The sequence below is a fragment of the Marinobacter sp. Hex_13 genome, assembly GCF_001566815.1.
In the GTDB taxonomy this organism is placed as follows: Bacteria; Pseudomonadota; Gammaproteobacteria; order Pseudomonadales; family Oleiphilaceae; genus Marinobacter; species Marinobacter salarius.
The window spans coordinates 17163-42225 of sequence record NZ_LSMM01000025.1; the positions used below are offsets into that span (position 1 = coordinate 17163).

The following is a 25063-nucleotide window of genomic DNA, read 5'->3' on the forward strand; positions in this document are numbered from 1 at the left end:
ATGAAAATCCTGGAAACCCGATGGGCTTTTTGCCTTCTTACCACGGTGCTCATATTGCCGCTGAATGCGTTGGCTGCAGCCAGCGCCGACGATGGCAATGTGGTAAATGCGCCGCCGGCGATTGCGCCCTTGGAGGAAGACTATGGCATCGAGATAAAGTCTGGCGAGGAGCTGTATTTGCCTGAGCCTGAGGTCCCTGATGTGTCCGGCTATAGCCGTGACGCCATCGAGGCAAAGCTTGCCGGTCGGCAGGATTCCGCGCCGAATGTAACGGTGGAACGTATGGGCGGGGTCAGTGCACTGGGGGATTTCGTGGACGAAGGGCGGGCGCGCGAGTGGGTGATCCGTCAGTTTTCACACCCCCAGGCGATTATGGTTAACAGCGGGAAGGTGACGCTGGAGGATGTCTATCGGCAGGTGAATGATCGTCGCTACATGGAACAGGTCGGCGATGGTACTTACATCATTCGTTTGCCGCTGGCGGTCAAACAAGAGGCCACCCTGGTTCTGCGCGACGAGACTCTGCGGCTGTCGGAGGAGCGTGGTTCGTTTATTGCCAACGACGGCTGGTTGTTTGCCATTGACAGCAAGATTATTGGGTGGCGCGAGGAGGCCAATGGCCCGGCCACGTTCCAGAAGAAAGGCAACTTCCGCCCGTTCTATGTGGGCTGGGGCGGTAGCGAGAACTTTATTCTCGGCACCACCATGGCAAATCTGGGTTATCTCCAGAGTAAATCCTATGGGTTTACCGTGGCCCAGTACTCTGAGTACGACAACGCCCGTCTGCAGCGCAGCGCGCCCCATGCCTGGCTGGTGGAATCCACCTTCGAGGATCTCTACTACGGGTTTTACTGCTATGAGGCGGAAGACGTTGCCATCGTCGATAACGTCTACCGAGACAACATCGTGTATGGCATCGACCCCCATGACTACTCCAGCCGACTGCTGATTGCCAACAACGAGGTTTATGGCACCCGTGAGAAGCACGGCATCATCATCTCCCGCGAGGTAAATAACAGCTGGATTGTTGGCAACCGTAGCTACGACAACGGGCTATCCGGCATCGTTCTGGACCGTCAGAGCTCCAACAACGTGGTGGCCAATAACGTTTCCTATGACAACCAGGGTGACGGTATCGGGCTCTACGAGTCGCCGGACAACCTGCTCTGGGGCAACCGGTTGATGAACAATTTGCGCAATGGCATCCGGGTCAGAAACAGCAGCAATGTGAATGTCTACCACAACGTTGCGGTGCTCAACGGCACCTGGGGTATTTATGGTCAGTTGAAAGACCTGTCCGCCACCGACCGTAATTTCAAAGAAGACTTCTACTCCTACGAGGTGTCGATGAACGTGGTGGGCGGCGAACTAGCCTCCAACGCCAGCGGCCCCCTGTCGACCGACAACCCTGCTTACATCGCAATTTATGACGTTGGAATGCGATTCCCCAGGTCAGACGTGGGGATCCACTTCGAGGGTGTGCTTGGCAAATACCAGATGCAGATATTTGACGCACTACGGAACCAGGGGCGTGCAGTATTCATAGAGCCCACGGCTGTGGTGTCGGGCCAGGTTACGCAGGCGGAGAACTGACATGGTTTTTTCATCCAATATCTTCCTGTTTCTGTTCCTGCCCGCCTTCCTGGGGCTGTATTACCTGACACCGTTCAGGCACCGCTCACTGGTTATCCTGATCGGCAGCTACGCCTTCTATGCTTGGTGGCGGGTGGATTTCCTGTTGCTGTTCGTGGCCGTGACCTTCTGGAACTATTTCATCGGCCTGGCAATACACCGCGCCGGTGTTGGCACCGCGAGTGCCCGCAAGTGGGTTGCCATCGGTGTTGGTGGTGACCTGGCGACGCTCGGCTACTTCAAGTACGCCAACTTTGGTGTCGACAGCCTGAACAACCTGCTGGTCAGCGCCGGCAGTCAGCCGCTGGAACTGGCGAATATCATCCTGCCCATCGGCATTTCCTTCTACATCTTCCAGGCCATTTCCTACGTGGTGGATGTCTATCGAGGGGATACGGAACCGACCCGGCGGTTTATTGATTTCGCGGCTTTCATTGCGTTGTTCCCCCAGCTTATTGCCGGGCCGGTGCTGCGTTACAAGGACCTGGCGGATCAGTTCACCTACCGCACCCATACCATGGAAAAGTTCGGTGAGGGCGCGTTCAGGTTCATGCAGGGCTTCATCAAGAAAGTCTTTATCGCCGACTCGATAGCGCCGCTGGCGGACAGTGCCTTTGCGTTGTCTGACCCCAGTACGGCGGATGCCTGGCTGGGCATCCTGGCGTACACCGCGCAGTTGTACTTCGACTTTTCCGGCTACTCCGATATGGCCATCGGCCTGGGTCTGATGATGGGCTTCCGGTTTAATGAGAACTTCAACCAGCCCTACATCAGCCAGAGCATTACCGAGTTCTGGCGTCGTTGGCATATCAGCCTGTCCACCTGGCTGCGGGATTACCTGTACATCCCCCTGGGCGGCAACCGCAACAGTACCGTCAAAACTTATCGCAACCTGCTACTCACCATGTTGCTCGGCGGCCTCTGGCATGGCGCCAACTGGACGTTCCTGTTGTGGGGTGCCTGGCACGGTCTGTTGTTGTCGGTGGAAAGGGCGCTGGGTGTGTCGGGCAGTCCGTCCGGATTCCGGTTCTTCCGGTGGGCGCTGACCTTCCTGTTCGTGATGCTCGGTTGGGTCACCTTCAGGGCCAGCACACTCACCGAGGCCTTCGGCTTCTACGGTGCCATGTTCAGCTTCGACGGTGCCGGCCTGAGTGATGTCTTTGTCCAGGGCATCCGGGACCTGAACCTGGCGATCCTGGTCGTGGCTTTCGCAGTGATCGCGATGATGGGGCTGAAGGATCGGCTCGGGCATCGCGACGTTGGCCCCATCCTGTCCGGCTGGCGGTCCGCCGCTGCGCCGTTGCTGGTTCCGGTGTTTGCGCTCGCCGTGTTGAAACTGTCCGCTGAGAGTTTCTCACCGTTCCTGTACTTCCAGTTCTGAGGGTGGATTTGATGACTAAAACGTCTGCACGAATCACAGCTGTTCTCTTCATCGCGCTGGTTCTGGGGCTGGGTGTGCTGTCCTTGCGGCCCTTGCTGGGCTATCAGGCTGAAACGGGGCTGAGCCCGGTCAACGGTGAGTTGGCCCGCAACCTGGAGAGCCATTACGACGATCAGTTCCCGGCGAAGGATCTGGGAACCAATCTCTGGGCCGCGATCAACTACACGCTCTTTGACGAGGGCCGGAAAGGCGTTGTCGTGGGACAAGACGAGTGGCTGTTTACCGATGAGGAAATCTACCCGGCCAGCCGTGACGGCGAGGTGGTCGATCGCAACCTGAGTCGTGTACAGCGCGTCGCCGACTATCTGTTGGCCGAGGGCGTTCCGCTGGTTGTGCTGGTGGTGCCCGCCAAGGCCCGAATCCATTCGGACATGCTGGGCAGTACGAAGCCCGAACCGACGATGATGTCACTGTACGACCGGTTCCAGCAGTCACTGGCGACAGCGGGCATTCCCGCGCCGGAGCTGAAACCGTTGTTGGAGCAGGCGACACGTCATGGAGAATCGGTGTTCCTGAGAACTGACACCCACTGGTCGCCGAACGGCGCAAACCTCTACGCGAAAGGCGCTGCCGAGTTCATCCGCGATCGCTTCAATGGCCTGTCCTGGGGCGAGCAGAGCTTTGTGACATCCATTGGCCAACCGGTCCAGCACCGTGGTGACCTGCTCAATTACATTCCAGTGGAGCCAGCGTTTACCGACTTCGGTCCTGCACCTGACCAACTGGAACCGAGAACGACGCGCGCCCAGAACGACGGCCATGCGAACGCCAGCGCCCTGTTTGGCGATGACGTCACCAACACCGTTCTGGTTGGCACAAGTTACAGCGCCAATGAACAGTGGGATTTCCCCGGCGCCTTGCGAAAGCACCTGGGGCAGGACCTGATCAACGTGGCCGAAGAAGGCGACGGCCCTATCGTACCAATGATCGATTACCTGAACTCTTCCGATTTCCGGGATCAACCGCCGCAATTGGTGATCTGGGAATTTCCCGAGCGTTACCTGGCACAGCCACTGGAGTCCGAACAGGCCCAGGCTTGGTTCCGCCGGGCTGATAACACGCTGACCGCGCAAGCGGATAGCCGTTCTGAAACCAACCCCTGAGGATGATGAAAATGAGAGCACTGATGCATACCGCTTTTTTTGCCCTGATCAGCAGTTTGCTGGTCTCCATGAACATGGCCCAGGCCGGCGAGGACGCGCTTTATGCCGCGGAGGCGCCGGACGGGGCGGCCTTCATTCGCGTGGTGAACGCGGATGCCAGCGGCGCCATCGCTCGCGCCTCTGTGGGCGACAAGGTGATCAAGGAAGTATCGCCGTTGGAGGCGAGCCCCTACATTTACCTCTCTGAGGGTAACTATCAGGTGGACGTTGCCGGTCAGAAGACGTCCGTCAACATGAAAAAGAACGAGTTCTACACCGTGGTTGTACTGGATTCCGGTGAGATGAAAGTGATGAAGGATGTCGCCTTCGACAACCCTCGCAAGGCACTGCTTTCATTCTACAACCTGACCAGCAATAGCGGGGTCACTCTGAAAACGTCCGACGGCAAGGTAGCCGTGATTGATGCAGTGGGCTCCCTTGATGTGGCCAATCGCGAAATCAACGCCGTCAGCATTGCGCTGGGCGCTTTCCAAAGCAACAAGGCGCTGGCAACCACCAGTGAAGTCAATCTGCAGCGCGGCAAGGTATTCAGCGTATTTGCCATCGACGTTGGTGGCGAGCCGAGGCTGGTTGTCGCTGAAAACCGAGTGGATACATCGGTATGAAGCAGGTGTTCAGAGGCCGTGGATTATGGGCGCTGGTTGCGCTCGGGCTGCTCAGCGTCGCGGGTGTAAAGGCCAGCGCCGCCGAACTGCCCGAGTACAACATCGAACGCTGTTGTGACCTGTGCCCACTCACGGCATACCCATCCAGCTACGACACCGGTTATCTGAAGAACTTCAAGATGCTGGTTCAGGGCAAAGACGGCTGGCTGTTCCGTTCGGAAGCGGAACTGGTTGAGCAGTTCGGGCCGAACCTGGAAGGCCTGAAACACCTGAAGCGCTTTGCCAGGCACCTGAAGCAAACCACCGGTACCGAATTGGTGATGGTGTTCCAGCCGACAAAAGGCCTGGTTCATCCCAATCATCTGCCCGCGACATCGCCGGTGCCGTTCAGCTGGAACGTGGCCCGTAAAAATTACGCTGACGCGTTGATGCGTTTTCGCCAGGCAGGGCTGGTGGTTCCAGACCTGACGCCCCTTCTGGACGAAGAGACACGTGAAGACGCCTTCTTCTTTAAGCGGGATCACCACTGGACACCTTATGGTGCCCGGCGGACCGCAGAGGTCGTGGCGGAGCGAATCAAGGACATGCCGGCCTATCAGTCGCTGTCGCAGCAGGAATTCGTGACTCGTCGGTCCGGGTTGATCCGAAAGGACGGGTCGCTTCAGGACGCGGTTAAACGGATATGCGGTTTCGAGTACGGCTCGCAGTACGTGGACGAGTTTCGCACCGAGTCCTCCGGTACCGGCCAATCCGCTGAAGCCAGCGCCCTGTTTGGCGACCAGGACTTGCCCCCCATCACCCTGGTGGGCACCAGTAACAGTAAGGGTGCCCAGGACTACAACTTTGTCGGGGCGCTGCAGGAGTTTCTGGGTGTCGAGGTGCTCAACGTGGCGGTTGCCGGCGGTAGCTACGACGGCTCCATGTTCGAATACCTGCTTTCCGACAACTTCCGGGAGTCGCCACCCAAGATCATGATCTGGGAGGTGCCCGGTTACCACAACCTCGACAGTGCGGAGTTCTATCGGCAGGTCACACCGATGATCAGTGGTGCCTGTGAGAGCCAGGAGCCGGTGCTGCAGAAAACCACGCCGGTCAAGGCCGGCACCACCGAAGTGCTCTATAACGGCGGCGGGCAGTTCATCGAAATGCCGAGCAACGAATACGTCGTCGACCTGCAGTTCAGTGACCCGGGGGTGAAAGAGGTTGATGCCTTCATCTGGTACGTGTTCGGGCGCAAGGACCGCGTGGATATGGAGTACGGCGATCGGGTTGAGACCCCTGGCCGGTTTGTCTTCGAGCTCCCGGAAGGGCCGAACTGGAACGATGAAATGTTCATGTCGCTGGACCTCGCGCTGAAACCGGAGCAGGTCTCGGAAGGCTTAACGGTAACCACGAAAATCTGTCGCCGTCAGGACATCTGACGCACATTCATCCAACGCATAGAGAGGATGGTTATGCGAATCCAACAACGCTCTGAACATCGACAATGGGGCCGGGTGCTGCTGTCTGCGGCGATAACCGCCGTCTTTGGTGTGAGTAGCGTTCACGCCGGGCAGTGCCTGAACGGACAACTGCGTGCTCCGGTGGGCTATTACCAGACGCCGGAAGACAAGGATGGCGGTGACTACGACTGCGAGCGGGTGGAGCCGCACGTCGGCTCGCTGTCGCTGACCAGTAAGTACAAGGGCAGTGACAGCGCTCGCAACAATCTGAACAAGCAGGCCTATGAAGAGTACAAGAAGGCCACCAGCAACGTGCGTGATTTCGAGAAGGCTGTTATCGCTGCCGCCGATGACTACCAGGTTGATGGCGATGGCCCCGAAGCGCTGGATTGCGTATTGGACAACCTCGACGCGTGGGCGTCATCGGATGCCCTGTTGACGGATGACATCAATCACGTCGGTCAGGCGGTACGCAAATGGGCACTGGCAGCCGCTGCGAACGCCTATCTCAGGATGTGGACGTCGGCGCCGGAGGCCGCCATGGATCTGGAGCGGGCGCGCCGAATTGAAGACTGGTTTCTGCGCTTGAGTGATGGGGTCCGCGATTACTACACGGATCGAAAAGCCAAGAAGGTCAACAACCATGATTACTGGGCCGCCTGGGCCGTGATGTCGGCATCGGTGGCAACCCAGGACTGCGACGACTGGAACTGGTCGCTGGCCAAGTTCGATGAAGCCATGGGGCAGATCAATGAGGACGGTTACCTGCCCAAGGAACTCAGCCGGGAAACCCGGGCCTTGGAATACATGAACTACGCCATGCAGCCCCTGACCATGATCGCGCTGTTTGCCGAGGTCAATGGCAACTCTGTTTATGAGCGTTACCAGGATCAGTTTACGAAAATGGCCGGAAATGTCGTCGCGGGGCTGGATGATCCGGAACGAATTGAAGACATCACCGGAGACGAGCAGATTGTCGACGGGCTTTATAAGGCCTGGTCCCTGGCCTGGATGGAACCCTGGCAGGCCGCCTGGGGACCTGTTGAGGGAATGCCCGCCTTTCTGGATGAACTTCGGCCGATGAAATCCACCCGTCTGGGTGGCGATATTTCCTATCTGTACGGCATTAACCCGCTGTGGCCCGAGGGCGCGCAGCCGGATCCACCCAGCAACATCACCCTAAGTAAACGGTTCTAACGGGCCCTGGTTCAAGGGTCCAGATTAATACGCCAACGGACGTCCCTGTGGTACGTCTTTGTAGAGCAAAGGAGCAGAACGATGATTCCAGTCATACTCTCAGGTGGTAACGGTTCACGGCTTTGGCCCCTCTCGCGCCAGGCCTATCCCAAGCAGTTCCTCCCATTGGTGGGGGAACAAAGTATGTTGCAGGAAACTCTGTGCCGGCTGCCGGTCGACGACGCCGAGTCGCCGGTTGTGGTGGCCAACGATGAGCACCGCTTTATTGTCAAAGAGCAGTTGGAGGCCATAGGCCGTCAACCGTTGTCGATACTGCTGGAGCCGTTTGGCCGCAACACCGCCCCGGCGGTCGCGATGGCCGCTATCGAAGTGGCGCGAAAAGATCCCAAAGCCATCATGCTGGTGTTGCCCGCGGATCATGCCATTGAAAATGTCGAGGCGTTCCAGCGGGCTGTTGCCCAGGGGCAGGAAGCCGCCAGGTCCGGAGGGTTGGTGCTGTTTGGTATTACGCCAACCCGGCCGGAGACTGGCTACGGCTATATCGCTGCCGGCCAGTCCGGAGAGGCGCCCGGCGCTGCCCGGCCGGTGTCCCGCTTTATCGAGAAGCCGGACGCCGAAAAAGCCGCCGCGCTGCTGTCTGCCGGTGGTTACTACTGGAACAGCGGCATGTTCATGTTCCGGGCCGACAGCTACCTGGCGGAGCTGAAGAAACACAGCCCGGACATTTACGACACCTGTCTTCTGGCCGCCCGAAGCCTCGAGCGCGACATGGATTTCACCCGTATTCCCGCCGAGATATTCGAGCATTGCCCGGACGATTCCATTGACTACGCAGTGATGGAGAAAACATCGAAAGCCTTGTTGGTGCCGATGGATGCAGGCTGGAGCGACGTTGGCTCCTGGTCCACGATCTGGGATGTGACCGACAAGGACGAGAACGCCAATGCCATCCTGGGTGATGCCTGCCTGGAAGACAGTAACAACTGCCTGGTGTACACCTCGGACAAGCTGGTGGCCATGTTGGGCGTGAAAGACCTGGTGGTGGTCGACACCAAAGATGCGTTGATGGTTGCCCACAAGGACAAGGTGCAGGACGTCAAGAAACTGGTGAAGCGGCTGAACGGTGACCAGCGCTCGGAAACCCGCACGCACAGGCAGGTGTATCGCCCGTGGGGCAGCTACGACAGCATCGACATGGGCAACCGTTTTCAGGTGAAGCGCATAAGCGTCAAGCCGGGCGAGAAGCTGTCGTTGCAGAAGCACCATCACCGGGCTGAGCACTGGATCATCGTCAAGGGTACTGCCGAAGTGACCCGTGACGAGGAAACGTTCCTGCTGTCCGAGAACCAGTCCACCTACATACCGATCGGCGCGGTACACCGGCTGTTCAATCCCGGCCGCATTCCCCTGGAGCTGATTGAAGTCCAGTCCGGCGCCTACCTTGGCGAGGATGACATTGAACGCCTGGACGACCGGTACGGTCGCGCGGCGCCCACCCCGGACGTGGAGGAAGAGCAGATTCCGGTGATGTCGGAAAAGGTATAGGGCCAACGCGGCCCGCTTTGCAAAACCGCCAGGGGCAGCAGGGTGGGCCGCGCCATTGATCGAAGGTTAGACGGAGAAACAGCTATGGACGTGTCCTGTTTTAAGGCTTATGACCTGCGCGGCCGGGTTCCCGACCAGTTGAATCCTGAACTGGCAGAGCGAATCGGGCGTGCTTACGTGGAGCTGACAAGTGCCCGCCGGGTTGTGGTGGGGTATGACATCCGGTTATCGAGCCCGGAGATTGCAGAAGCGTTGACCATCGGGCTCAGGGCGGCGGGGGCAGATGTCTATGACATCGGTCTTTGCGGTACCGAGCAGATCTACTTTGCCACCAGTCATTACAGTATGGATGGCGGCATTATGGTGACGGCCAGCCACAACCCCAAGGATCACAATGGTATGAAGCTGGTTGGCCGCGAATCGCGCCCCATCAGCTCGGATAACGGCCTGAACACCATCCGTGACAGAGTCTCCCAGCCGTTTATGGATGCCGCCATCCCCGGGCGCCTGGAAAGCCTGTCAGTGGAGGCCGACTATATCCATCACTTGCTGGGATACATCGACGGCACCACGATTGGTCCTCTGAAGGTGGTGGTTAACGCGGGCAATGGCGGTGCGGGCCCGGTCATCGACGCGTTGTCACGATGGCTGCCCTTTGATTTCGTACAACTGCATCACGAACCCGACGGGCACTTCCCGAACGGGGTTCCCAATCCCCTGCTGGAGGAAAACCGGGCGGTAACGGCTGAGGCGGTTCTGCGCGAAGGGGCCGACATGGGGATCGCCTGGGACGGCGACTACGACCGCTGTTTTTTCTTTGACGAAAATGGCCGGTTTATCGAAGGCTATTACATCGTGGGCCTGTTGGCGGACCAGTTCCTGCAGAAGGTAGACGGCGGCAAGATCATTCACGACCCGCGGCTGACCTGGAACACCCAGGAGTTGGTTCGAAAGGCTGGCGGAACACCTATCGAAAGCAAAACCGGACACGCGTTCATCAAACAGCGCATGCGCGAGGAAGATGCCCTGTATGGGGGTGAAATGAGTGCCCACCACTACTTCCGGGACTTCGCCTACTGCGACAGCGGCATGATTCCATGGCTGCTGGTTGCCGAACGCCTGTGCCAGACTGGGCAGCCGTTATCGTCGCTGATCGACGCCCGCATTGACGCTTTCCCCGCCAGTGGGGAGATTAACCGCACGGTGGATGATCCGGCCCGGTTGCTTGCGGTGATCGAGGAGATCTATGGTGCCGATGCGGTATCTGTGGGACACGTTGATGGCCTGAGTGTTGAGTTTGAACGCTGGCGGTTCAATCTCCGGATGTCGAACACGGAGCCGCTGGTGCGGCTGAATGTGGAGTCACGAGGGGACATTGCCCTGATGAAGGAAAAGACCTCGGAGCTGCTGGCGGAAATGGCGCGGCTGGATCAGCCGGATACCCGTCGAACGGCTGCGGGGGCTCGCTGAAACGTCGGCTGTGCCCTATAGTCAGGTGTTGGATAACAACACCAGGAGACCAGTATGAACTCCATCTTCGACAAGGGATTAGAGCCAACCGACGCCAATAACGCCACACTGACACCGCTGGATTTCCTGGCCCGCACGGCCAGCGTGTACCCGGAATACCCGGCGGTGATTCATGGTGCCACACGCCGCAACTGGCAGCAGACCTACGAGCGTTGTCGCCGCCTGGCGTCCGCGCTGGCTGACAAAGGTGTCGGCAAGGGCGACACCGTGGCGGCCATGCTGCCAAACATTCCGCCCATGCTGGAGTGTCATTTTGGCATCCCCATGTTGGGGGCAGTACTCAATGCCCTGAACACCCGCCTGGATGCCAAAGCCATCGCCTTCATGCTGGAGCACGGCGAGGCGAAAGTGCTGATTGCCGATCGGGAGTTTGGCGACGTCATCAACGAAGCCGTCGGCATGCTCGACAACCCGCCACAGGTGATTGACGTCAACGACCCCGAATTCAGTGGTGCCGGAACCCAGGTGAGCGATCTGGATTACGACGCTTTCGTGGCCAGCGGCGACCCGGCCTTTGACTGGCAAATGCCGGCGGATGAGTGGGATGCGATTTCGCTGTGCTATACCTCCGGCACCACTGGTAACCCGAAAGGCGTGGTGTATCACCATCGCGGTGCCTATGAGAACGCCATGGGCAACCAGGCGGTGTGGTCCATGGGTATGCATCCGGTGTACCTGTGGACACTGCCGATGTTCCACTGCAATGGCTGGTGTTTCCCCTGGACCATCACCGCCTTTGCGGGTACCCATGTGTGCCTGCGTAAGGTAGAGCCGGAGAAAATCCTGCAGCTGATCAGCGAACACAAAGTCAGCCACATGTGCGGTGCGCCTATTGTATTGAACACCTTGCTGGGCGCTTCGGACGCCGCAAAATCCAGCTTCAGCCATACGGTTCAGGCAATGACCGCAGGTGCGGCACCCCCGGCAAAAGTCATCGAAGCCATCGAAAACATGGGCTTTCGCGTGACCCACGTTTACGGGCTTACCGAGGTGTACGGACCGGTCACGGTATGCGCCTGGAAATCCGAATGGGATGACCTGCCGGTGGAAGACCGGGCCAGAATCAAGGCACGGCAGGGCGTTCGCTACCATACCCTGGCCGGCATGATGGTGGGTGACCCGGAAACCATGGAAGCAGTGCCGAAAGACGGCACCACCATTGGCGAGATTTTCCTGCGCGGCAACACAGTAATGAAGGGTTACCTGAAAAACCCCAAAGCCACCGAAGAGGCATTCCGCGGCGGCTGGTTCCACACCGGGGACCTGGCCGTCTGGCATGAGGATGGCTACGCGGAGATCAAGGACCGCCTGAAAGACATCATCATTTCCGGCGGCGAGAACATCTCCACCATTGAGGTGGAGGACATACTCTACCGCCATCCCGACATCCTCGAGGCCGCCGTGGTGGCAAGGCCGGACGAAAAGTGGGGCGAAACACCCTGCGCCTTCGTCACCCTCAAGCCCGAAGCAGGGGACGTCAGCGAAGACGACATCATCGCCTTCTGCCGGGAGCGACTGGCGAAGTTCAAAGTGCCCAAGACCATTGTGTTCAGCGAACTGCCGAAAACCTCCACCGGCAAGATCCAGAAGTTCGTGCTGCGGGACGACGCCAAAAACCTCTGACCGCGCGTTATAAACCCCGGAGCTGCCAGCGATGCAGCCCCGGGGTGCTATTTTTTATCAAATTTCCTGCCCGGTTATGTCATGGCGCTCAGACCGTGACTGCGACAGACTGACCGTTATCCAATCAAGGCCACACTAATCACCGACGGGAGACACCCATGACCAGCGCTGTTGATAAAGAAGAACTCGACATGTTCCGGGAGTCCGTCATCAAGGCCCTGGAAACCGAAGTAACCCCCCACTACGAAGAATGGGAACACTCCGGCATCGTGCCCCGGGAACTCTGGAACACCCTGGGCAACGCCGGCATGCTGTGCGTGGACGTACCTGAAGATTGGGGCGGCTGCGGTGCGCCCTTCCTGTACTCCGTCGTCGTGGGCGAAGAAATGGCCCGCATGGGCTTCGGCGCCCTGTCCACCAACGTCATGGTGCACTCCGACATCGTCGCCCCGTACCTCAGCCATATCGGCAACGAAGAACAGCGCCAGTACTGGTTGCCGAAAATGGTCTCCGGCGAAGCGGTGGGCGCCATCGCCATGACCGAACCCGGCGCCGGCAGCGATCTCCAGGCCATCCGCACCAGCGCGGTGAAAGACGGGGACGACTACATCCTCAACGGCTCCAAAACCTTCATCACCAACGGCCAACACGCCGACATGGTCATCGTTGCCGCCAAAACCGACCCCAAGGCCGGCGCACGTGGCATCAGCCTGTTCCTGGTCGACACCTCGTTGCCCGGTTACAGCAAAGGCCGCAACCTCGACAAAATCGGCCAGCACTCCGGCGACACCTCGGAACTCTTCTTCTCCGACATGCGCATCCCCGCCTCCGCGCTGCTGGGCGAAGAAGGCCAGGGCTTCATGTACCTGATGCGCGAACTTCCCCGCGAGCGCCTCGTCATCGGCGCCCTCGGTGTTGCCGCAGCACGCGGCGCCCTGGACCTGACCATCAACTACGCCCAGGAACGGGAACTGTTCGGCCAAAAGCTGGCCCAACTGCAAAACACCCGCTTCGAAATCGCCCGCATGGAAACCGACTGCCGCGTTAACCGCGCCTTCGTCGACGAGTGCATTGCGTTGTACGAAAAAGGCGAACTCGACGCGCCCACAGCTTCCATGGCCAAGTACAGCGCCACGGAAATGCAGTGCCGGGTGGCCGACGGTTGTTTGCAGTTGTTCGGCGGTTACGGTTACACCAGCGAGTACCCGATTTCGAGAGCGTTTATCGACGCCAGAGTGCAGAGAATTTACGGCGGCACTTCGGAAGTGATGAAAGAAATCATCGCACGGTCGGTTTTAGGTAAGGCTTAATCAGAGGATTGAAGACATGAATAGCAACGATGTAGTCATCGCAGGATCAGCAAGAACTCCCATGGGCGGCATGATGGGCGATCTCAGCTCCGTGCGTTCCCCGGATCTCGGCGCCATCTCCATCAAGGCCGCCATCGAAAGAAGCGGCCTGCAACCCGCCGACATCCAGGAAGTCATCATGGGCTGCGTACTGCCCGGTGGCCTCGGCCAGGCACCCGCACGCCAGGCCTCCCGCGCCTCCGGCATCCCCGACTCCAGCGGCTGCACCACCGTCAACAAAATGTGCGGCTCCGGCATGCAAGCCGTCATCATGGCCCACGACCAGATCAAAGCCGGCACCAACAGCATCATGATCGCCGGCGGCATGGAAAATATGAGCCAGGCACCTTACCTGCTGCCAAAAGCCCGAGCCGGCATGCGCATGGGCCACGGGCAGGTCATGGATTCCATGTTCCTCGACGGCCTTGAAGACGCCTACGAAGGCGGCCTCATGGGCGTTTTCGCCCAGCGCACCGCCGACAAATACGACATCAGCCGCGAGGCCATGGACAACTTCGCCATCGCCTCCCTCGAGCGCTCCCTGTCGGCCATCAAGAACGGCGGATTCTCCGACGAAATCACCCCCGTGACCGTCTCCGGCCGTGGCGGCGACACCGTGGTGGATACCGACGAACAGCCCGGCAAAGCCAAACCCGAGAAAATTCCCCACCTCAAACCGGCCTTTGCCAAAGACGGCTCTGTCACCGCCGCCAACGCCAGCTCCATCAGCGACGGCGCCTCCGCGATGGTACTGGCCACCCGCGAAGAAGCCGAAAAGCGCGGCCTCACTCCCCAGGCCCGCATCGTCGCCCACGCGACACATGCCCGCCTGCCGGCCGAGTTCACCCTTGCGCCCATCGGTGCCATCGAAAAGGTACTGAAGAAAGCCGGCTGGAACCGCGACGACGTCGACCTGTTCGAAATCAACGAAGCGTTTGCCGTGGTTACCCTGGCCGCCATCAATGAGCTTGGGCTCGATGCCGACAAGGTCAACGTCCATGGCGGCGCCTGCGCCCTGGGTCACCCCATCGGCTCCTCAGGGTCGCGGATCATGGTCACCCTGATCAACGCCCTGAAGCAGCGTGGTCTCAAGCGCGGTGTGGCGTCCCTGTGTATCGGGGGCGGGGAAGGTACCGCTGTCGCGATCGAACTGCTGTAAGCGGAGAAAGAAGAACTACTGGTCCTGCTTGCGGTAGGCCAGTGGGCTGAGCCCGGTCCAGTGCTTGAAGGCACGGGAAAAAGCGCCGGGCTCGGTAAATCCCAGCTGTGATGAGATCTCCGACACCGTCAGGTTCTGCCGCGTGAGCATAATCACGGCCTGGTCCCGCCGCAGGTTGTCCTTGATCTTCTGGTAGGAACTGCCCTCCGCCTTCAGTTTGCGCGACAGGGTGTAGGCGGTCATATGCAGCTGCCCGGCGATCTGTTCCAGCGTGGGCAGGCGATCATCGTCCACGTTTTCCAGAATCTGCCGAACCTGGGTTGTCAGGCTGTCGTCCTCATCGGTCCAGATCAGCAGGTTGCGCGGCGACTTCTCAATAAAACCATCCAGTTCCTCCGGTGTTCGCGTCACCGGCATGTCCAGATAATTGTGGCTGAAAAACAGGCTGTTGCGGTCGCGGTTAAAGAAACACTGGCAGGGGAAAACAAACCGGTACTCGTCAAAGTGTCCGGGCAAATCATGCTGGAAGGTGGCGTGGCTGAGTACGATCTTGCGTCCGATCAGCCAGCCGATTAATCGGTGCCACACCATCAGTAGCCATTCCACCAGGAAGTTGTCCGGGTCCAGTTCCGGATGGCGGTGGGTGATGCTCAGCTCCACTTCATCGCCGCGGGTGTCAAGCTCAATCACCATGTCATCGGAGAACAGCCGGTAGCAGCGAATGCTCTGGCGGATCACCTCTTCCAGGTTGCTGCTGTGTACCACCAACGATCCCATCAGGTGAAAGTGCCCCACGCGGCAGGGCTGTGTGGTACGGCCCATGAACTCGTCATCCAGTTTGCCCCACACCAGCCGGAACAGGCGGATAAACTGTTCCGTGGGCACCCGTGCCCGTGGCGAGTGGATGAACTCTGGGTCGATGCCATTATTGCGAAGCAGTTCGTCGGAATAGCCACCGGCCTTCTCCAGGCCATAAAGAACGGCCCTGGCGTAATGAGAGGAGAAGGTCAGGTTCTTCATAGGTGGTGTTCAGGCTCTGCCGGCAATCAGGTTCATGGACTGTATCTTACGGACGGACAAAGCTGAATGACATAGGCGTCAGAAACCTATAGCCGGTCATCGGCTATATAGAGCTTGGTCCCTCTTTGAGTCCGACGCCGCCGATTTTCCAGTCATCACCATTCTTGACCATATGGTAGTGGGCGATCCAGCGTTTGCCCTCCGGCCCCAACAACCGTACCACCTGAATCTGGAAACCGGGGTGGGGTATGCGCTCCATGAACTCAATGGACGAGGCCCGGTGGACGGGCGCATAGGATAGCTTCACCATATCGTAGAACGACTCTATCGAGCCGGATTGCTGCTTGATGCCTTCCGAGGCATGGTCCCAGGCAGCTTGCCTGTCGTCATTGGCGAAGGCTTCAATCTGCGACAGGATCGTGTTCTGGATGGCGTCATCGATATTGTCGTCGTCGGCATGACCACCCACGGCCAAGACGGCGAAGAACAGGAATACCGATATTAGTGCAAAGGCGCGTTTCATCGAATAGCCTCCCGATGACAACAGTATAGGTGATACGCGGGAGAGGAAGCGCTGGATTCACTGGCAGCCGATGCGACCTCCGAAGGGCTGCAAAATCTTACAATGTCGGTTTGGGCGGCATGTTATCTTTCGCCTGTTATACTTTTTCCAAAGCTCCTGACAGGTTTGAGGTTATGGCCGAGGGTACCAAACACCCCCAGAAACTGCTGTTGTTTTATCTGACCAATCAGAGGCCATTCGGCCTGGGCACCCTGAAAATTCGGGAAATCATGCCCTTTGTTCCGCTGACCAAGCTACCACACAGCCATTCGGCGGTGATCGGCACCATGAGTTTTCGTGGCTCCGCCGTGCCGGTGATCGACATGGCTGCTGCCGTGGGTTACCAGCCGTTGACGGCGGAAGAACGCAAGACCGCTTCGATCATCGTGACCGATGTTCAGCGCCAGGAAATCGGGTTCCTTGTGCGCAGTGTGCGCAAAATCGTGGAAACCGAGTGGAAGAAGGTGATGCCCCCGCCGAAGAGTCTTGGCGACCGTGCCTTCATTACCGGCCTGGTGAATATCGATGATCAGATCGTGCAGTTGCTGGACGTGGAGCTGTTGCTGGCACGGGTGTACCCGGAGTCCGTAAACCCCCGGGAAGTCACGCTGACAGACGTTCAACGGGAAACTCTGAAAGGCCTGAATATCCTGCTGGTGGACGACTCCCAGGTGGCTCGCAAACAGCTCTCGGACGCCCTGGACAGCAAGGATGTGAGCTATTTTGTCACCACCAACGGGCAGGATGCACTGGACCTGATGCTGAACGCCAACCGCGATGGAAAACCCATCAACATCCTGGTGAGCGACATCGAAATGCCCGGCCTGGACGGCTACGAGTTGACCTTCAATGTGAGGGACAGCGGCAACGCCCTGAAGCAGCCGTACATCATTCTGCATACCTCCCTGAACAGTGAAATGAGCGTGAGTTACGCCAAACAGGTGGGGGCAGACGAGGCATTGACCAAATTCGATGCCGAAGAGCTGCTGCACGCCATGCTGCGCGGGGCAGAGCAGGGGTGAGGGTTACTGGTCGGGCGTTTCCACCAGCCTGGCACGAACCCTTGGTAGATGCGCCGGAAACTGCGCCTGTATAAAGGTGATCAACCCCTCGCGGATGGCGCAGCGGAGATTCCAGAGTGAGCTTGAGTCCCTGGCACTGAGCAGGAAGCGCACCTCGATATTGGCCTCGCCGGCTTCGGTCACCTGCACGATCCTGGTCTTCCCGTCCCAGTCCGGCGCCTGTTCCAGAAGCCTCTCAAACTCGGTTCGTAGTGGTTCGATGGGCATGGAATAATCGACGGTGATGAACACCGTTCCCATCATTTCAGTGTCGTTTCTCGACCAGTTCTGGAACGGGTTTTCGATAAACCATTGCAGCGGCACTACCAGCCGCCGCAAATCCCAGACCCTCAGCACCACGTAGGTGGCGGTGACTTCCTCCACCCAGCACCATTCGCCCTGTACATGCAGTACGTCATCAATGCGGAACGGTTGGGTGAGGGCAATCTGCATGCCCGCCAACAGGTTGCCCAACACCGGTTTGGCGGCGAAGCCGAGAATAATGCCGCCAATGCCCGCCGAGGCCAGCAGGCTGCTGCCAAGATGACGAACCGGCTCGAACGTGACCAGTGCGGCGCCCAGGCCTACGATGACGATGAGAATGTTCAGCACCCTCACCAGGAAGCGCGTTTGCGTTTCCACCTTGCGGGCGCGTTTCCACTGGCCTTCCAGGACGGGATTCAGGGAGACGATGACGTCGCCGATGGCCGATGTGCAGCGCACCAGCGCCCAGGTGACCGCCACAATCAGCAGCAGCGTGGCGGCGTGACGGAAGTGATTGATCAGTGGCAGGTCCTGGGACGCCGCTTCCAGGATAGCGTTGAGTACCACCAGGGTAATGGCAACACCCAGAGCGGTTGAGGACGCATCCAGAAACAGGCGGGGAACTGTCTTGCTGCGGGTTAAGCGTTGAACCGTTGCCAGCACACCCTTGTACACAAGAAAGGTGATAGCCATTGAGAGCAGGACGGTAACGCCCGGGCGCCACCAGGCTTCAAGGCCTGCCTTCAGCGTGTTCAGGGTTTCAAAATCAGTCATGGGCGATCGGCATTGAATCAGCGGGTGGGCCAGTCTGTTGTTGTCGTCAGTTTAAACTGCTTTTCAATGGCGTGATATGGTTGCGCTTCGTTCCTTGCTCCAAAATGCGTTTATGAAACTAATCCTCAGCCGTAAAGGCTTTGATTCCTCCGCAGGCGGCTGTCCCAGCCCGGTGTTCCCTGACAGGTCTTTCTATACCCTGCCGATCCCCGACTCGCGTTCCCGGATCACCTACCGTGATATCCATCACGATGGTCTGAATGTTGGCAAGCTGGTGGCGGACCTGACCGGCAACCGGCGTGGTGGCGCCCGAAGGGCTCACCTCGACCCGGACCTGATCGCTGACGCCTATCCCCGGGAAACCGGCTGGCGGCCCTGCCTGGGGCAAACCGGCTCTGCACAGGGGCACCTCCGTAAACAGCAGGTGGGGGTGGGGGATCTGTTCCTGTTTTTCGGTCTGTTTCGGAACGTGGAAAAGCAGGGCAGGCGCTGGCAGTTTGTAAAACAGGCCCGCCCGTTTCACGGGCTGTGGGGCTGGCTCCAGATTGGCGATGTTTACCGCATTGATGAGTTGTCGGATCGTGACCTTCGGTGGGCCCGCTACCATCCGCACTTCCATGGTCAGCCAGATGGCGGCAATACGCTCTATGTGGCCTCCGATGCCCTGCAGCTTGAGGGGCGATCAACCGGCCTGCCGGGTGCCGGGGTGTTTGGAGGCCTGGATGAGCGTCAACGCCTGACGGCACCGGATGCCGCTTCGACCACGCAATGGCGATTACCCGGGTGTTTCTATCCGGATTCGGCGGACACCGCGATGAGTTTTCACGGTAACCTCGCCCGCTGGTCCCGGGACGGGGATTATTGCACTCTGAAAAGTGCCTCGCGGGGGCAGGAGTTTGTGTTGGATACGATCGAATATCCGGGTGTTGTTTCGTGGCTGAGGGAAATTTTATGAAAGTGATGCTATTGGGTGCCAGCGGCTTGACGGGCGGCAAAGTGCTCGAAGGTTTGTTGGCGCGGGAAGACGTGTCGTCGGTGGTTGCGCCCATGCGTCGAACGCTACCGCTGAACCATGAAAAACTGCATCAGCAGGAAGTGGATTTCGACCGCCTGGATGAACACAGTGATCTGTTCGCGGTGGATGCCATCGTCTGTTGCCTGGGCACCACCATCAAGAAGGCCGGCTCTCGCGAGCAGTTCCGTAAAGTGGACTACGGTTACCCGATGAAAGCGGCGGAGCTTGGCCGGGCAAACGGTGCACAGGTATTCGTGCTGATGTCTGCCATTGCCTCCTCATCGTCTTCCACCGTTTTCTACAATCGGGTGAAGGGTGAACTGGAAGACGGCATAAAGTCGCTGGGCTATCCCTGCCTGTCCATCTACCAACCCAGTCTGCTGCTGGGCGAACGCAACGAGCAGCGCACCGCCGAAGCACTGGGCATAAAAGCCATGCCCCTCATCAACCGGGCGTTGATCGGCCCACTGGAAAAGTTTCGCGGTATTGAGGCGGTCACCGTGGCCAGGGCAATGGTCAATGAGGTGTCGGCGCTTGCTCAGCAGGCGCCCGCGCAATCGGAGGTTCGGGTACACGAGTACCCGGACATCAAGGCGTTGGCTGCCCAGGATGTAGCATCCTGACAGTCAGGATCCGTGAAATTCAGGGGGGCGCTTGGCCAGGAACGCGGCGACGCCTTCTGCGAAATCCCCGGTCCGGGTCAGTTCCAGGAACGCTTCCTTTTCGGCTTCCAGTTGGGCAGCCAACTGATCTCCACAGGCTCCGTCCGTAAGCCGTCGGAAGGCACCGAAGGCTCGGGTGGGGCCATTCGCGACGTTTCTCGTTATCTCGGTCACTCGTTTTTCAAAGTCGGCTTCCGTAACAGACTCGGTGATCATGCCCCAGTTCCTGGCTTCGGTCGCACTCAGGGTTCGGCCCAGCAGCATTAACTCGGCTGCCCGCCCAGCGCCGATCTTGTGGGCCAGGAACCAGCTACCACCACAGTCAGGAATGGCGCCAATGCCGTTGTAGGCCAGCAAAAACTTGGTGTCTTCCTGAGCAATGACAAGGTCCGCCATCAGTGCCAGGCTCAGCCCGGCACCAGCGGCAACCCCCTTGACCACCGCGATCACCGGGGCGTCCATGCTGCGTAACAGGAGGATGGCCGGGTTGACCGCACCCAGGATGGCGCTGACGGCTTTGCCCGCCTGTTCGGGAGAGCCGGTCATACTGGCGATATCCCCGCCCGCCATAAAAGCGCGCCCGGAGCCGGTCAGAACGATGCATCGAAGGCCTGACCGGTCTTTCAGTGCCTGAGCCTCCGCGAGAAAGGCTTCTGCCATGGGCACACTGATTGCGTTCAGGGCTGCTGGCCGGTTGAAAGTCATCGTTGCAATGCCCGTATCGGCGTCGAATTCGGTGGTTACCAATGAGTCTGACATGGTGGATGTTTCTCTCATCGTAGTGGGCCATGGTTTCATTATTTGTTCAGCGCCCTTCGGTGTCTGACAGGTAACAGGGTAGAAGGGTTTGCCCAATGTTGCCTGAATGGACTACTTTTAATCTGGATCGGGGATCTCCCGATGACAAGAAAAAACAACAACGACAATCATCTTCGGGCGTGAGATGGGTACCAGCAGGGCGTGTTCGCGAGCCTGTCTGCCCGGCGCCAGGGGTGCCGGGAGGTAATGTGAGCATCCTTGAGATCAGTAACCTGTCTCTCTCATTTGGTGGCGTCAAGGCGCTGCAGGATGTCAGTTTCCAGGTGCCTGAAAACACCGTCACGACCATTATCGGCCCGAACGGTGCGGGCAAGACCTCGCTTTTTAACTGCATCTCCGGCTTTTACAAACCGCAGCAGGGCACCATTCGCTACCATGGCCAAGAGTTGCCAGGCAGTATCAAGCCGCCGAGGCGAGCCGCACTTGGCCTTGCCCGAACCTTCCAGAACATAGCCCTGTTTCGGGGTATGACCGTACTCGACAACATCAAGCTTGGCGCCCATGTGCACATGAAGAGCGGACTGCTCAGTGCGCTGGTTTATTTCGGGCCGGCCCGCCGGGAGGAAATGGCTGTTCGCAGGGAAGTGGAAGAGCGGATTATCGACTTCCTGGAAATCGATCATATACGACGCCAGCCGGTGGCCAGCCTCTCTTACGGGCTTCAAAAACGGGTTGAGCTTGCCCGGGCCCTAGCCATGCAACCAAAGGTGCTGATGCTGGATGAACCGGTGGCCGGCATGAACCGGGAAGAGAAAGAGGACATGGCCCGATTTATTCTGGATATCCGGGAAGAGTGGGGCATTACCGTGCTGATGGTAGAGCACGACATGGGCATGGTGATGGACATATCAGACCATATCGCGGTGCTGAATTTCGGCCAGGTTATTACCGAAGGCGTGCCGGCGGATGTTCAGAACAACCCCGAGGTGATCAAGGCTTATCTGGGCAACAGTGACATCGACAGTTTGCGAAGAAAGCTCAATCCAGAAGGGGAGGTTGCCTGATGGATTGGTTGTTCTTTGGTGAAATCAGCCTCGCCGGTTTGGCCATGGGCGGGCTTTACGCCCTTATCGCGCTGGGGTTTGTGATCATCTACAAGGCCACCCGGGTGATCAATTTTGCCATTGGCGAGATCATGATGTTTGCCGCCTATCTGTTCCTGGCCTTTGCTGGCGGCATGGAGTTATCACCATGGATTGCCCTGCCGCTGGCGGTGATCGGCGGCAGTATTCTGGGCGGTGTGATCGAGAAGACCATGATCCGGCCCATGCTGGGCGAGTCCCCCATCTCGGTGGTGATGGTCACCATCGGCATTGGCAGTATCCTGGTGGGCCTGGTGGAGTTCATCTGGACCGCCGACCCGCAGTTGTTGCCCCGTTTTCTGCCACGGGAGCCGGTGTTTATCGGCCCACTCTACCTCGCTCCAAAAATTGCCTACGGCTTTCTGATCGGTTCGGTCCTGCTCATTATTTATCTGCTTTATTTCCGCTTCTCCCGGGGTGGCGTGGCCCTGAGGGCAACGGCCTCGGATCAGGCGGCGGCCTATTCCATGGGCATTAACGTGCGCCGGGTATTCAACATGGCCTGGGTGTTTGGCTCTCTTGCGGCATCGTTGGCCGGTGTGTTGGTGGCCGCCACCGGCGGCCTCAGTCCGCAGTTCGGGATCATTGGTCTGAGTGTGCTGGTGGTGGTGATCGTTGGCGGGCTGGACAGCATTCTGGGTGCCCTGGTGGCTGGCGTGTTCATTGGCTGGCTGGAAACGGTTGCCGGTGCCTACCTCGGGGGCGAGTACCGTATGCCGGCAACATTCCTGGTGCTGGCGGTGATCCTGGTGATCCGTCCCTACGGCCTTTTTGGCACCCACGAAATAGAGCGAGTGTAAGATGCGCATCGGTGACGCGAAACAGAGTTACGAGGCCGATGAGGCAATCTGGACCAGCCAGACCCAGAAGCTGTGGCTGGGTCTTTTCCTGCTGATTCTTGTGGTGTTCCCGTTTGCCGTCGACTCTTACCTGCTGTACCTGGGCTGCCTGGTTGGCATTGCCGTAATCAGCACCACCGGCCTGAACATCCTGACCGGCTTTACCGGGCTGATTTCCCTGGGGCAGGCGGGGTTCATGGGCGTTGGCGCCTACACGGTGGCCTGGCTGTCCATCAACACCGGCCTGCCGTTCCCGGTCACTCTGGTGCTGGCCGGGCTTATGGCTGCTGCCGTCGGGATTCTGGTGGGCCTGCCCTCACTGCGGGTCAAAGGCCTGTATCTGGCCATCGCCACCCTGGCCGCGAGCGTGTTCCTGCACTTCATTTTTGCCGAGTGGGAATCCGTCACCGGTGGCATGGGTGGCCTGAGCCTGGAGCCAGCGCACCTGTTCGGGCTGACGTTCCAGAGTGATTTCATGATGTATTTCATCATCGTGCCGCTGGCGGTGCTGATGGTGCTGGCGGCCCGGAATGTGTTCCGGACACGAATCGGCAGGGCCTTTATTGCCATTCGAGACCGGGATATTTCCGCCGAGATTCTCGGCATTAACCTTCTGCGCTACAAACTGATGTCGTTCGCGCTCAGCTCGTTCTACGCCGGCGTGGCCGGTGGCCTGTTTGCCTATTTCTACCGTGTGGTTACCCCGGAGAGCTTTCCGCTTTCCATGTCCATTTTCTATCTGGCGGCGGTGATCGTGGGGGGCATGGGCAATCTGTTGGGGGGCATCCTCGGTGCTGCTTTCATGACCCTGGTGCCGGAAGCGCTGAAACTGCTGACGGCGGCCCTGACTCCGTTCTACCCCAACGCGCCCGTGTTCATGTCGCCGATGCTGGAAATCATCTTTGGCGCCCTGATCGTGGGCTTCCTGATTTTTGAACCTCATGGGCTTGCGGAAATCTGGCACCGTATCCGTCGCTTTTTCCGCCTCTGGCCGTTCCGGAATTAATGGTTCTCTCACGGGAACCCGTGCAACACCAACAACAAGAAGCCGCAAGGAGAATGAACATGTTCAGAAACATCCTCAAAAAAGGTCGCCGGCTTGCCGGGCTTGGTAGCCTGGTTGCTGCGCTGACAGTCGCCGCGCCGGTGATGTCACAGGACAAGGAGCCCGTCGTGTTTGGCGGCTCCATACCGCTCTCCGGCGTGTTCGCGTTTGCCGGTATTCACATCCACGCCGGTCTGACCGACTACACCAACTGGATCAACAGCCAGGGGGGCATCAATGGCCACCCGGTCGAGTATGTGATGGAAGACACCGCCTATGAGGTGGATCGTTCGGTGGCGGCCTTCAAGAAAATTTCCGGTAGCAGTTCCCCGGCTACCTATTACGGCGACAGCACCGGTTTCATGAAAGCCATCGCCTCTGAGCTCAATAGCCAGGGCAATACTCTGATGAGCGGGGCGTCGTTCGCGACCGCGCTGACGGATAACGAGCAATACCCTTACCAGTTCATTCCCGGCCCGAACTATAGTCAGATGTTCGGCATCATTCTGGAGTACATCGCCACCCAGGGTGAAGGCGGTGATATGCCTACCGTGGCCTTTGTCTACAGTGATACCGAATTCGGTAAGGACCCCATCGAAAACGGCAAAGCCCGCGCGGGCGAGCTGGGCATCGAGGTTGTCGAGGAAATTGTGACCAAGCCCGGCAGTGTGGATGTGTCCGCCGAGGTTTTGAAGCTTCGCCGGGTGCGACCGGACTTTGTGGTGTTTCATGGCTACGTACTGTCGCCGATCAACGAGTTCATGGTGCAGATGCGCCAGATGGGTCTCGATACCCAGTTCATGGGCACCTTCTGGTCCTCGGACAAACTGATCATCGACAAGATGGGAGCGGATGCCGATGGCTACATGGGCGTAATGCCCTACAACTATTACGACAGCGAGGAAAGCGGGCCCATGCTTGATGCCCTCCGTGCCCAGGCGGAGAAGAGCGATCCGGAAGCGGGCTACCGTCCTACCGGCTACATGCAGGGGTGGTTCAATGCCATGGTCTGGACAGAAGTGGTCAAGCGCACGCTCGATGCGGGGAAAGAACTGACCGGAGACAACATGGCGGAATCTCTTGCCTCTATTGAGGACTGGGATACTGGCGGCATCATCGGCATTCCGGTCACCGTGCGGAACATGTCCTTCCCGGTCGGCCGTATCTGGCGGGTGAATGCTGAAGAAGGCCGTTATGAGCCGGTATCGGACTGGATTCACCTCGACTGAGGGGC

Annotated in this window: 22 protein-coding genes; 18 read left to right on the top strand and 4 right to left on the bottom strand. The window is 58.9% G+C overall.

Annotated elements, in window-relative coordinates:
• From AXW11_RS05565 to AXW11_RS05615, 11 genes are all read left to right on the top strand, one after another.
• A complete protein-coding gene (locus tag AXW11_RS05565; RefSeq protein ID WP_091643322.1) occupies positions 1 to 1593 on the top strand; it encodes a right-handed parallel beta-helix repeat-containing protein in 1593 nt (530 codons plus the stop codon).
• Between the two features lies 1 nt (position 1594).
• Positions 1595 to 3013 carry an MBOAT family O-acyltransferase gene (locus AXW11_RS05570; RefSeq protein ID WP_091643325.1) on the top strand — a complete coding sequence of 473 codons (1419 nt, stop codon included), beginning with the start codon at positions 1595 to 1597 and terminating at the stop codon, positions 3011 to 3013.
• An 11-nt stretch (positions 3014 to 3024) separates the two neighbouring features.
• On the top strand, positions 3025 to 4176 hold the full coding sequence (locus tag AXW11_RS05575) for an alginate O-acetyltransferase (protein WP_051946519.1): 1152 nt from the start codon (positions 3025 to 3027) through the stop codon (positions 4174 to 4176).
• An 11-nt stretch (positions 4177 to 4187) separates the two neighbouring features.
• A complete protein-coding gene (locus AXW11_RS05580) occupies positions 4188 to 4841 on the top strand; it encodes an alginate O-acetyltransferase AlgF (protein WP_041334419.1) in 654 nt (217 codons plus the stop codon).
• Positions 4838 to 6262, top strand: coding sequence for an alginate O-acetyltransferase AlgX-related protein (locus AXW11_RS05585; protein WP_075195358.1), 1425 nt, complete (start codon positions 4838 to 4840; stop codon positions 6260 to 6262). Before AXW11_RS05580 ends, AXW11_RS05585 begins: the two co-directional genes overlap by 4 nt.
• Positions 6263 to 6295: 33 nt before the next feature.
• The gene (locus tag AXW11_RS05590; RefSeq protein ID WP_157665625.1) at positions 6296 to 7480 is read left to right on the top strand and encodes an alginate lyase family protein; all 1185 of its coding nucleotides are present in this window, start codon (positions 6296 to 6298) and stop codon (positions 7478 to 7480) included.
• Positions 7481 to 7561: 81 nt separating this feature from the next.
• The gene (locus AXW11_RS05595; RefSeq protein ID WP_091643327.1) at positions 7562 to 9025 is read left to right on the top strand and encodes a mannose-1-phosphate guanylyltransferase/mannose-6-phosphate isomerase; all 1464 of its coding nucleotides are present in this window, start codon (positions 7562 to 7564) and stop codon (positions 9023 to 9025) included.
• An 84-nt stretch (positions 9026 to 9109) separates the two neighbouring features.
• On the top strand, positions 9110 to 10495 hold the full coding sequence (locus AXW11_RS05600; protein ID WP_041334423.1) for a phosphohexomutase domain-containing protein: 1386 nt from the start codon (positions 9110 to 9112) through the stop codon (positions 10493 to 10495).
• Positions 10496 to 10549: 54 nt separating this feature from the next.
• Positions 10550 to 12178, top strand: a complete 1629-nt coding sequence (locus tag AXW11_RS05605; RefSeq protein WP_091643330.1) for an acyl-CoA synthetase — start codon at positions 10550 to 10552, stop codon at positions 12176 to 12178.
• A 158-nt stretch (positions 12179 to 12336) separates the two neighbouring features.
• The gene (locus tag AXW11_RS05610; RefSeq protein WP_036202699.1) at positions 12337 to 13488 is read left to right on the top strand and encodes an acyl-CoA dehydrogenase family protein; all 1152 of its coding nucleotides are present in this window, start codon (positions 12337 to 12339) and stop codon (positions 13486 to 13488) included.
• Positions 13489 to 13504: 16 nt separating this feature from the next.
• Complete coding sequence (locus AXW11_RS05615) at positions 13505 to 14686, top strand: thiolase family protein (RefSeq protein WP_036202703.1); 1182 nt, start codon at positions 13505 to 13507, stop codon at positions 14684 to 14686.
• 15 nt (positions 14687 to 14701) lie between these two features.
• Here the strand turns inward: AXW11_RS05615 and AXW11_RS05620 are convergent, their stop codons facing one another.
• Both AXW11_RS05620 and AXW11_RS05625 read right to left on the bottom strand, forming a co-directional pair.
• Complete coding sequence (locus AXW11_RS05620) at positions 14702 to 15706, bottom strand: AraC family transcriptional regulator (protein ID WP_041334426.1); 1005 nt, start codon at positions 15704 to 15706, stop codon at positions 14702 to 14704.
• Positions 15707 to 15809: 103 nt separating this feature from the next.
• Positions 15810 to 16229 carry a DUF4864 domain-containing protein gene (locus AXW11_RS05625; protein WP_041334429.1) on the bottom strand — a complete coding sequence of 140 codons (420 nt, stop codon included), beginning with the start codon at positions 16227 to 16229 and terminating at the stop codon, positions 15810 to 15812.
• A 173-nt stretch (positions 16230 to 16402) separates the two neighbouring features.
• Between AXW11_RS05625 and AXW11_RS05630 the strand changes: the two genes are divergently transcribed.
• Positions 16403 to 17290 (top strand): chemotaxis protein, encoded by an 888-nt coding sequence (locus AXW11_RS05630; protein WP_091643333.1) that lies wholly within the window; start codon positions 16403 to 16405, stop codon positions 17288 to 17290.
• Between the two features lie 3 nt (positions 17291 to 17293).
• Here the strand turns inward: AXW11_RS05630 and AXW11_RS05635 are convergent, their stop codons facing one another.
• On the bottom strand, positions 17294 to 18367 hold the full coding sequence (locus AXW11_RS05635) for a mechanosensitive ion channel family protein (protein WP_091643336.1): 1074 nt from the start codon (positions 18365 to 18367) through the stop codon (positions 17294 to 17296).
• 112 nt (positions 18368 to 18479) lie between these two features.
• On the opposite strand from AXW11_RS05635, the gene AXW11_RS05640 reads away from it, so the two are divergent.
• Both AXW11_RS05640 and AXW11_RS05645 read left to right on the top strand, forming a co-directional pair.
• Positions 18480 to 19322: an Nmad3 family putative nucleotide modification protein gene (locus AXW11_RS05640; RefSeq protein ID WP_258955215.1), complete on the top strand. Its 843-nt coding sequence runs from the start codon at positions 18480 to 18482 to the stop codon at positions 19320 to 19322.
• Positions 19319 to 20005 carry an NAD-dependent epimerase/dehydratase family protein gene (locus AXW11_RS05645; RefSeq protein ID WP_091643341.1) on the top strand — a complete coding sequence of 229 codons (687 nt, stop codon included), beginning with the start codon at positions 19319 to 19321 and terminating at the stop codon, positions 20003 to 20005. Before AXW11_RS05640 ends, AXW11_RS05645 begins: the two co-directional genes overlap by 4 nt.
• Before the next feature lie 3 nt (positions 20006 to 20008).
• Here the strand turns inward: AXW11_RS05645 and AXW11_RS05650 are convergent, their stop codons facing one another.
• Positions 20009 to 20803, bottom strand: coding sequence for an enoyl-CoA hydratase/isomerase family protein (locus AXW11_RS05650; RefSeq protein ID WP_091643344.1), 795 nt, complete (start codon positions 20801 to 20803; stop codon positions 20009 to 20011).
• A gap of 248 nt (positions 20804 to 21051) precedes the next feature.
• Here AXW11_RS05650 and AXW11_RS05655 point away from each other — a divergent pair, with 248 nt between their 5' ends.
• Genes AXW11_RS05655 through AXW11_RS05670 form a run of 4 tightly spaced genes read left to right on the top strand, consistent with a single transcriptional unit; the run spans position 21052 to position 25058 of the window.
• Positions 21052 to 21867 (top strand): ABC transporter ATP-binding protein, encoded by an 816-nt coding sequence (locus AXW11_RS05655; protein ID WP_091643347.1) that lies wholly within the window; start codon positions 21052 to 21054, stop codon positions 21865 to 21867.
• Positions 21867 to 22745: a branched-chain amino acid ABC transporter permease gene (locus tag AXW11_RS05660; RefSeq protein WP_091643349.1), complete on the top strand. Its 879-nt coding sequence runs from the start codon at positions 21867 to 21869 to the stop codon at positions 22743 to 22745. Before AXW11_RS05655 ends, AXW11_RS05660 begins: the two co-directional genes overlap by 1 nt.
• Before the next feature lies 1 nt (position 22746).
• Entirely contained in the window at positions 22747 to 23790 is a 1044-nt protein-coding gene (locus AXW11_RS05665; protein ID WP_041334440.1) for a branched-chain amino acid ABC transporter permease, read from the top strand.
• 59 nt (positions 23791 to 23849) lie between these two features.
• Positions 23850 to 25058 carry an ABC transporter substrate-binding protein gene (locus AXW11_RS05670; protein WP_085681786.1) on the top strand — a complete coding sequence of 403 codons (1209 nt, stop codon included), beginning with the start codon at positions 23850 to 23852 and terminating at the stop codon, positions 25056 to 25058.
• Positions 25059 to 25063 lie beyond the last annotated feature (5 nt).

Excerpts from the sequence above, each read along its gene's own strand:
- AXW11_RS05565 (WP_091643322.1), top strand. The coding sequence starts at position 1 with ATGAAAATCCTGGAAACCCGATGGGCTTTTTGCCTTCTTACCACGGTG.
- AXW11_RS05570 (WP_091643325.1), top strand. The coding sequence starts at position 1,595 with ATGGTTTTTTCATCCAATATCTTCCTGTTTCTGTTCCTGCCCGCCTTC.
- AXW11_RS05575 (WP_051946519.1), top strand. The coding sequence starts at position 3,025 with ATGACTAAAACGTCTGCACGAATCACAGCTGTTCTCTTCATCGCGCTG.
- AXW11_RS05580 (WP_041334419.1), top strand. The coding sequence starts at position 4,188 with ATGAGAGCACTGATGCATACCGCTTTTTTTGCCCTGATCAGCAGTTTG.
- AXW11_RS05585 (WP_075195358.1), top strand. The coding sequence starts at position 4,838 with ATGAAGCAGGTGTTCAGAGGCCGTGGATTATGGGCGCTGGTTGCGCTC.
- AXW11_RS05590 (WP_157665625.1), top strand. The coding sequence starts at position 6,296 with ATGCGAATCCAACAACGCTCTGAACATCGACAATGGGGCCGGGTGCTG.
- AXW11_RS05595 (WP_091643327.1), top strand. The coding sequence starts at position 7,562 with ATGATTCCAGTCATACTCTCAGGTGGTAACGGTTCACGGCTTTGGCCC.
- AXW11_RS05600 (WP_041334423.1), top strand. The coding sequence starts at position 9,110 with ATGGACGTGTCCTGTTTTAAGGCTTATGACCTGCGCGGCCGGGTTCCC.
- AXW11_RS05605 (WP_091643330.1), top strand. The coding sequence starts at position 10,550 with ATGAACTCCATCTTCGACAAGGGATTAGAGCCAACCGACGCCAATAAC.
- AXW11_RS05610 (WP_036202699.1), top strand. The coding sequence starts at position 12,337 with ATGACCAGCGCTGTTGATAAAGAAGAACTCGACATGTTCCGGGAGTCC.
- AXW11_RS05615 (WP_036202703.1), top strand. The coding sequence starts at position 13,505 with ATGAATAGCAACGATGTAGTCATCGCAGGATCAGCAAGAACTCCCATG.
- AXW11_RS05620 (WP_041334426.1), bottom strand. The coding sequence starts at position 15,706 with ATGAAGAACCTGACCTTCTCCTCTCATTACGCCAGGGCCGTTCTTTAT.
- AXW11_RS05625 (WP_041334429.1), bottom strand. The coding sequence starts at position 16,229 with ATGAAACGCGCCTTTGCACTAATATCGGTATTCCTGTTCTTCGCCGTC.
- AXW11_RS05630 (WP_091643333.1), top strand. The coding sequence starts at position 16,403 with ATGGCCGAGGGTACCAAACACCCCCAGAAACTGCTGTTGTTTTATCTG.
- AXW11_RS05635 (WP_091643336.1), bottom strand. The coding sequence starts at position 18,367 with ATGACTGATTTTGAAACCCTGAACACGCTGAAGGCAGGCCTTGAAGCC.
- AXW11_RS05640 (WP_258955215.1), top strand. The coding sequence starts at position 18,480 with ATGAAACTAATCCTCAGCCGTAAAGGCTTTGATTCCTCCGCAGGCGGC.
- AXW11_RS05645 (WP_091643341.1), top strand. The coding sequence starts at position 19,319 with ATGAAAGTGATGCTATTGGGTGCCAGCGGCTTGACGGGCGGCAAAGTG.
- AXW11_RS05650 (WP_091643344.1), bottom strand. The coding sequence starts at position 20,803 with ATGTCAGACTCATTGGTAACCACCGAATTCGACGCCGATACGGGCATT.
- AXW11_RS05660 (WP_091643349.1), top strand. The coding sequence starts at position 21,867 with ATGGATTGGTTGTTCTTTGGTGAAATCAGCCTCGCCGGTTTGGCCATG.
- AXW11_RS05665 (WP_041334440.1), top strand. The coding sequence starts at position 22,747 with ATGCGCATCGGTGACGCGAAACAGAGTTACGAGGCCGATGAGGCAATC.
- AXW11_RS05670 (WP_085681786.1), top strand. The coding sequence starts at position 23,850 with ATGTTCAGAAACATCCTCAAAAAAGGTCGCCGGCTTGCCGGGCTTGGT.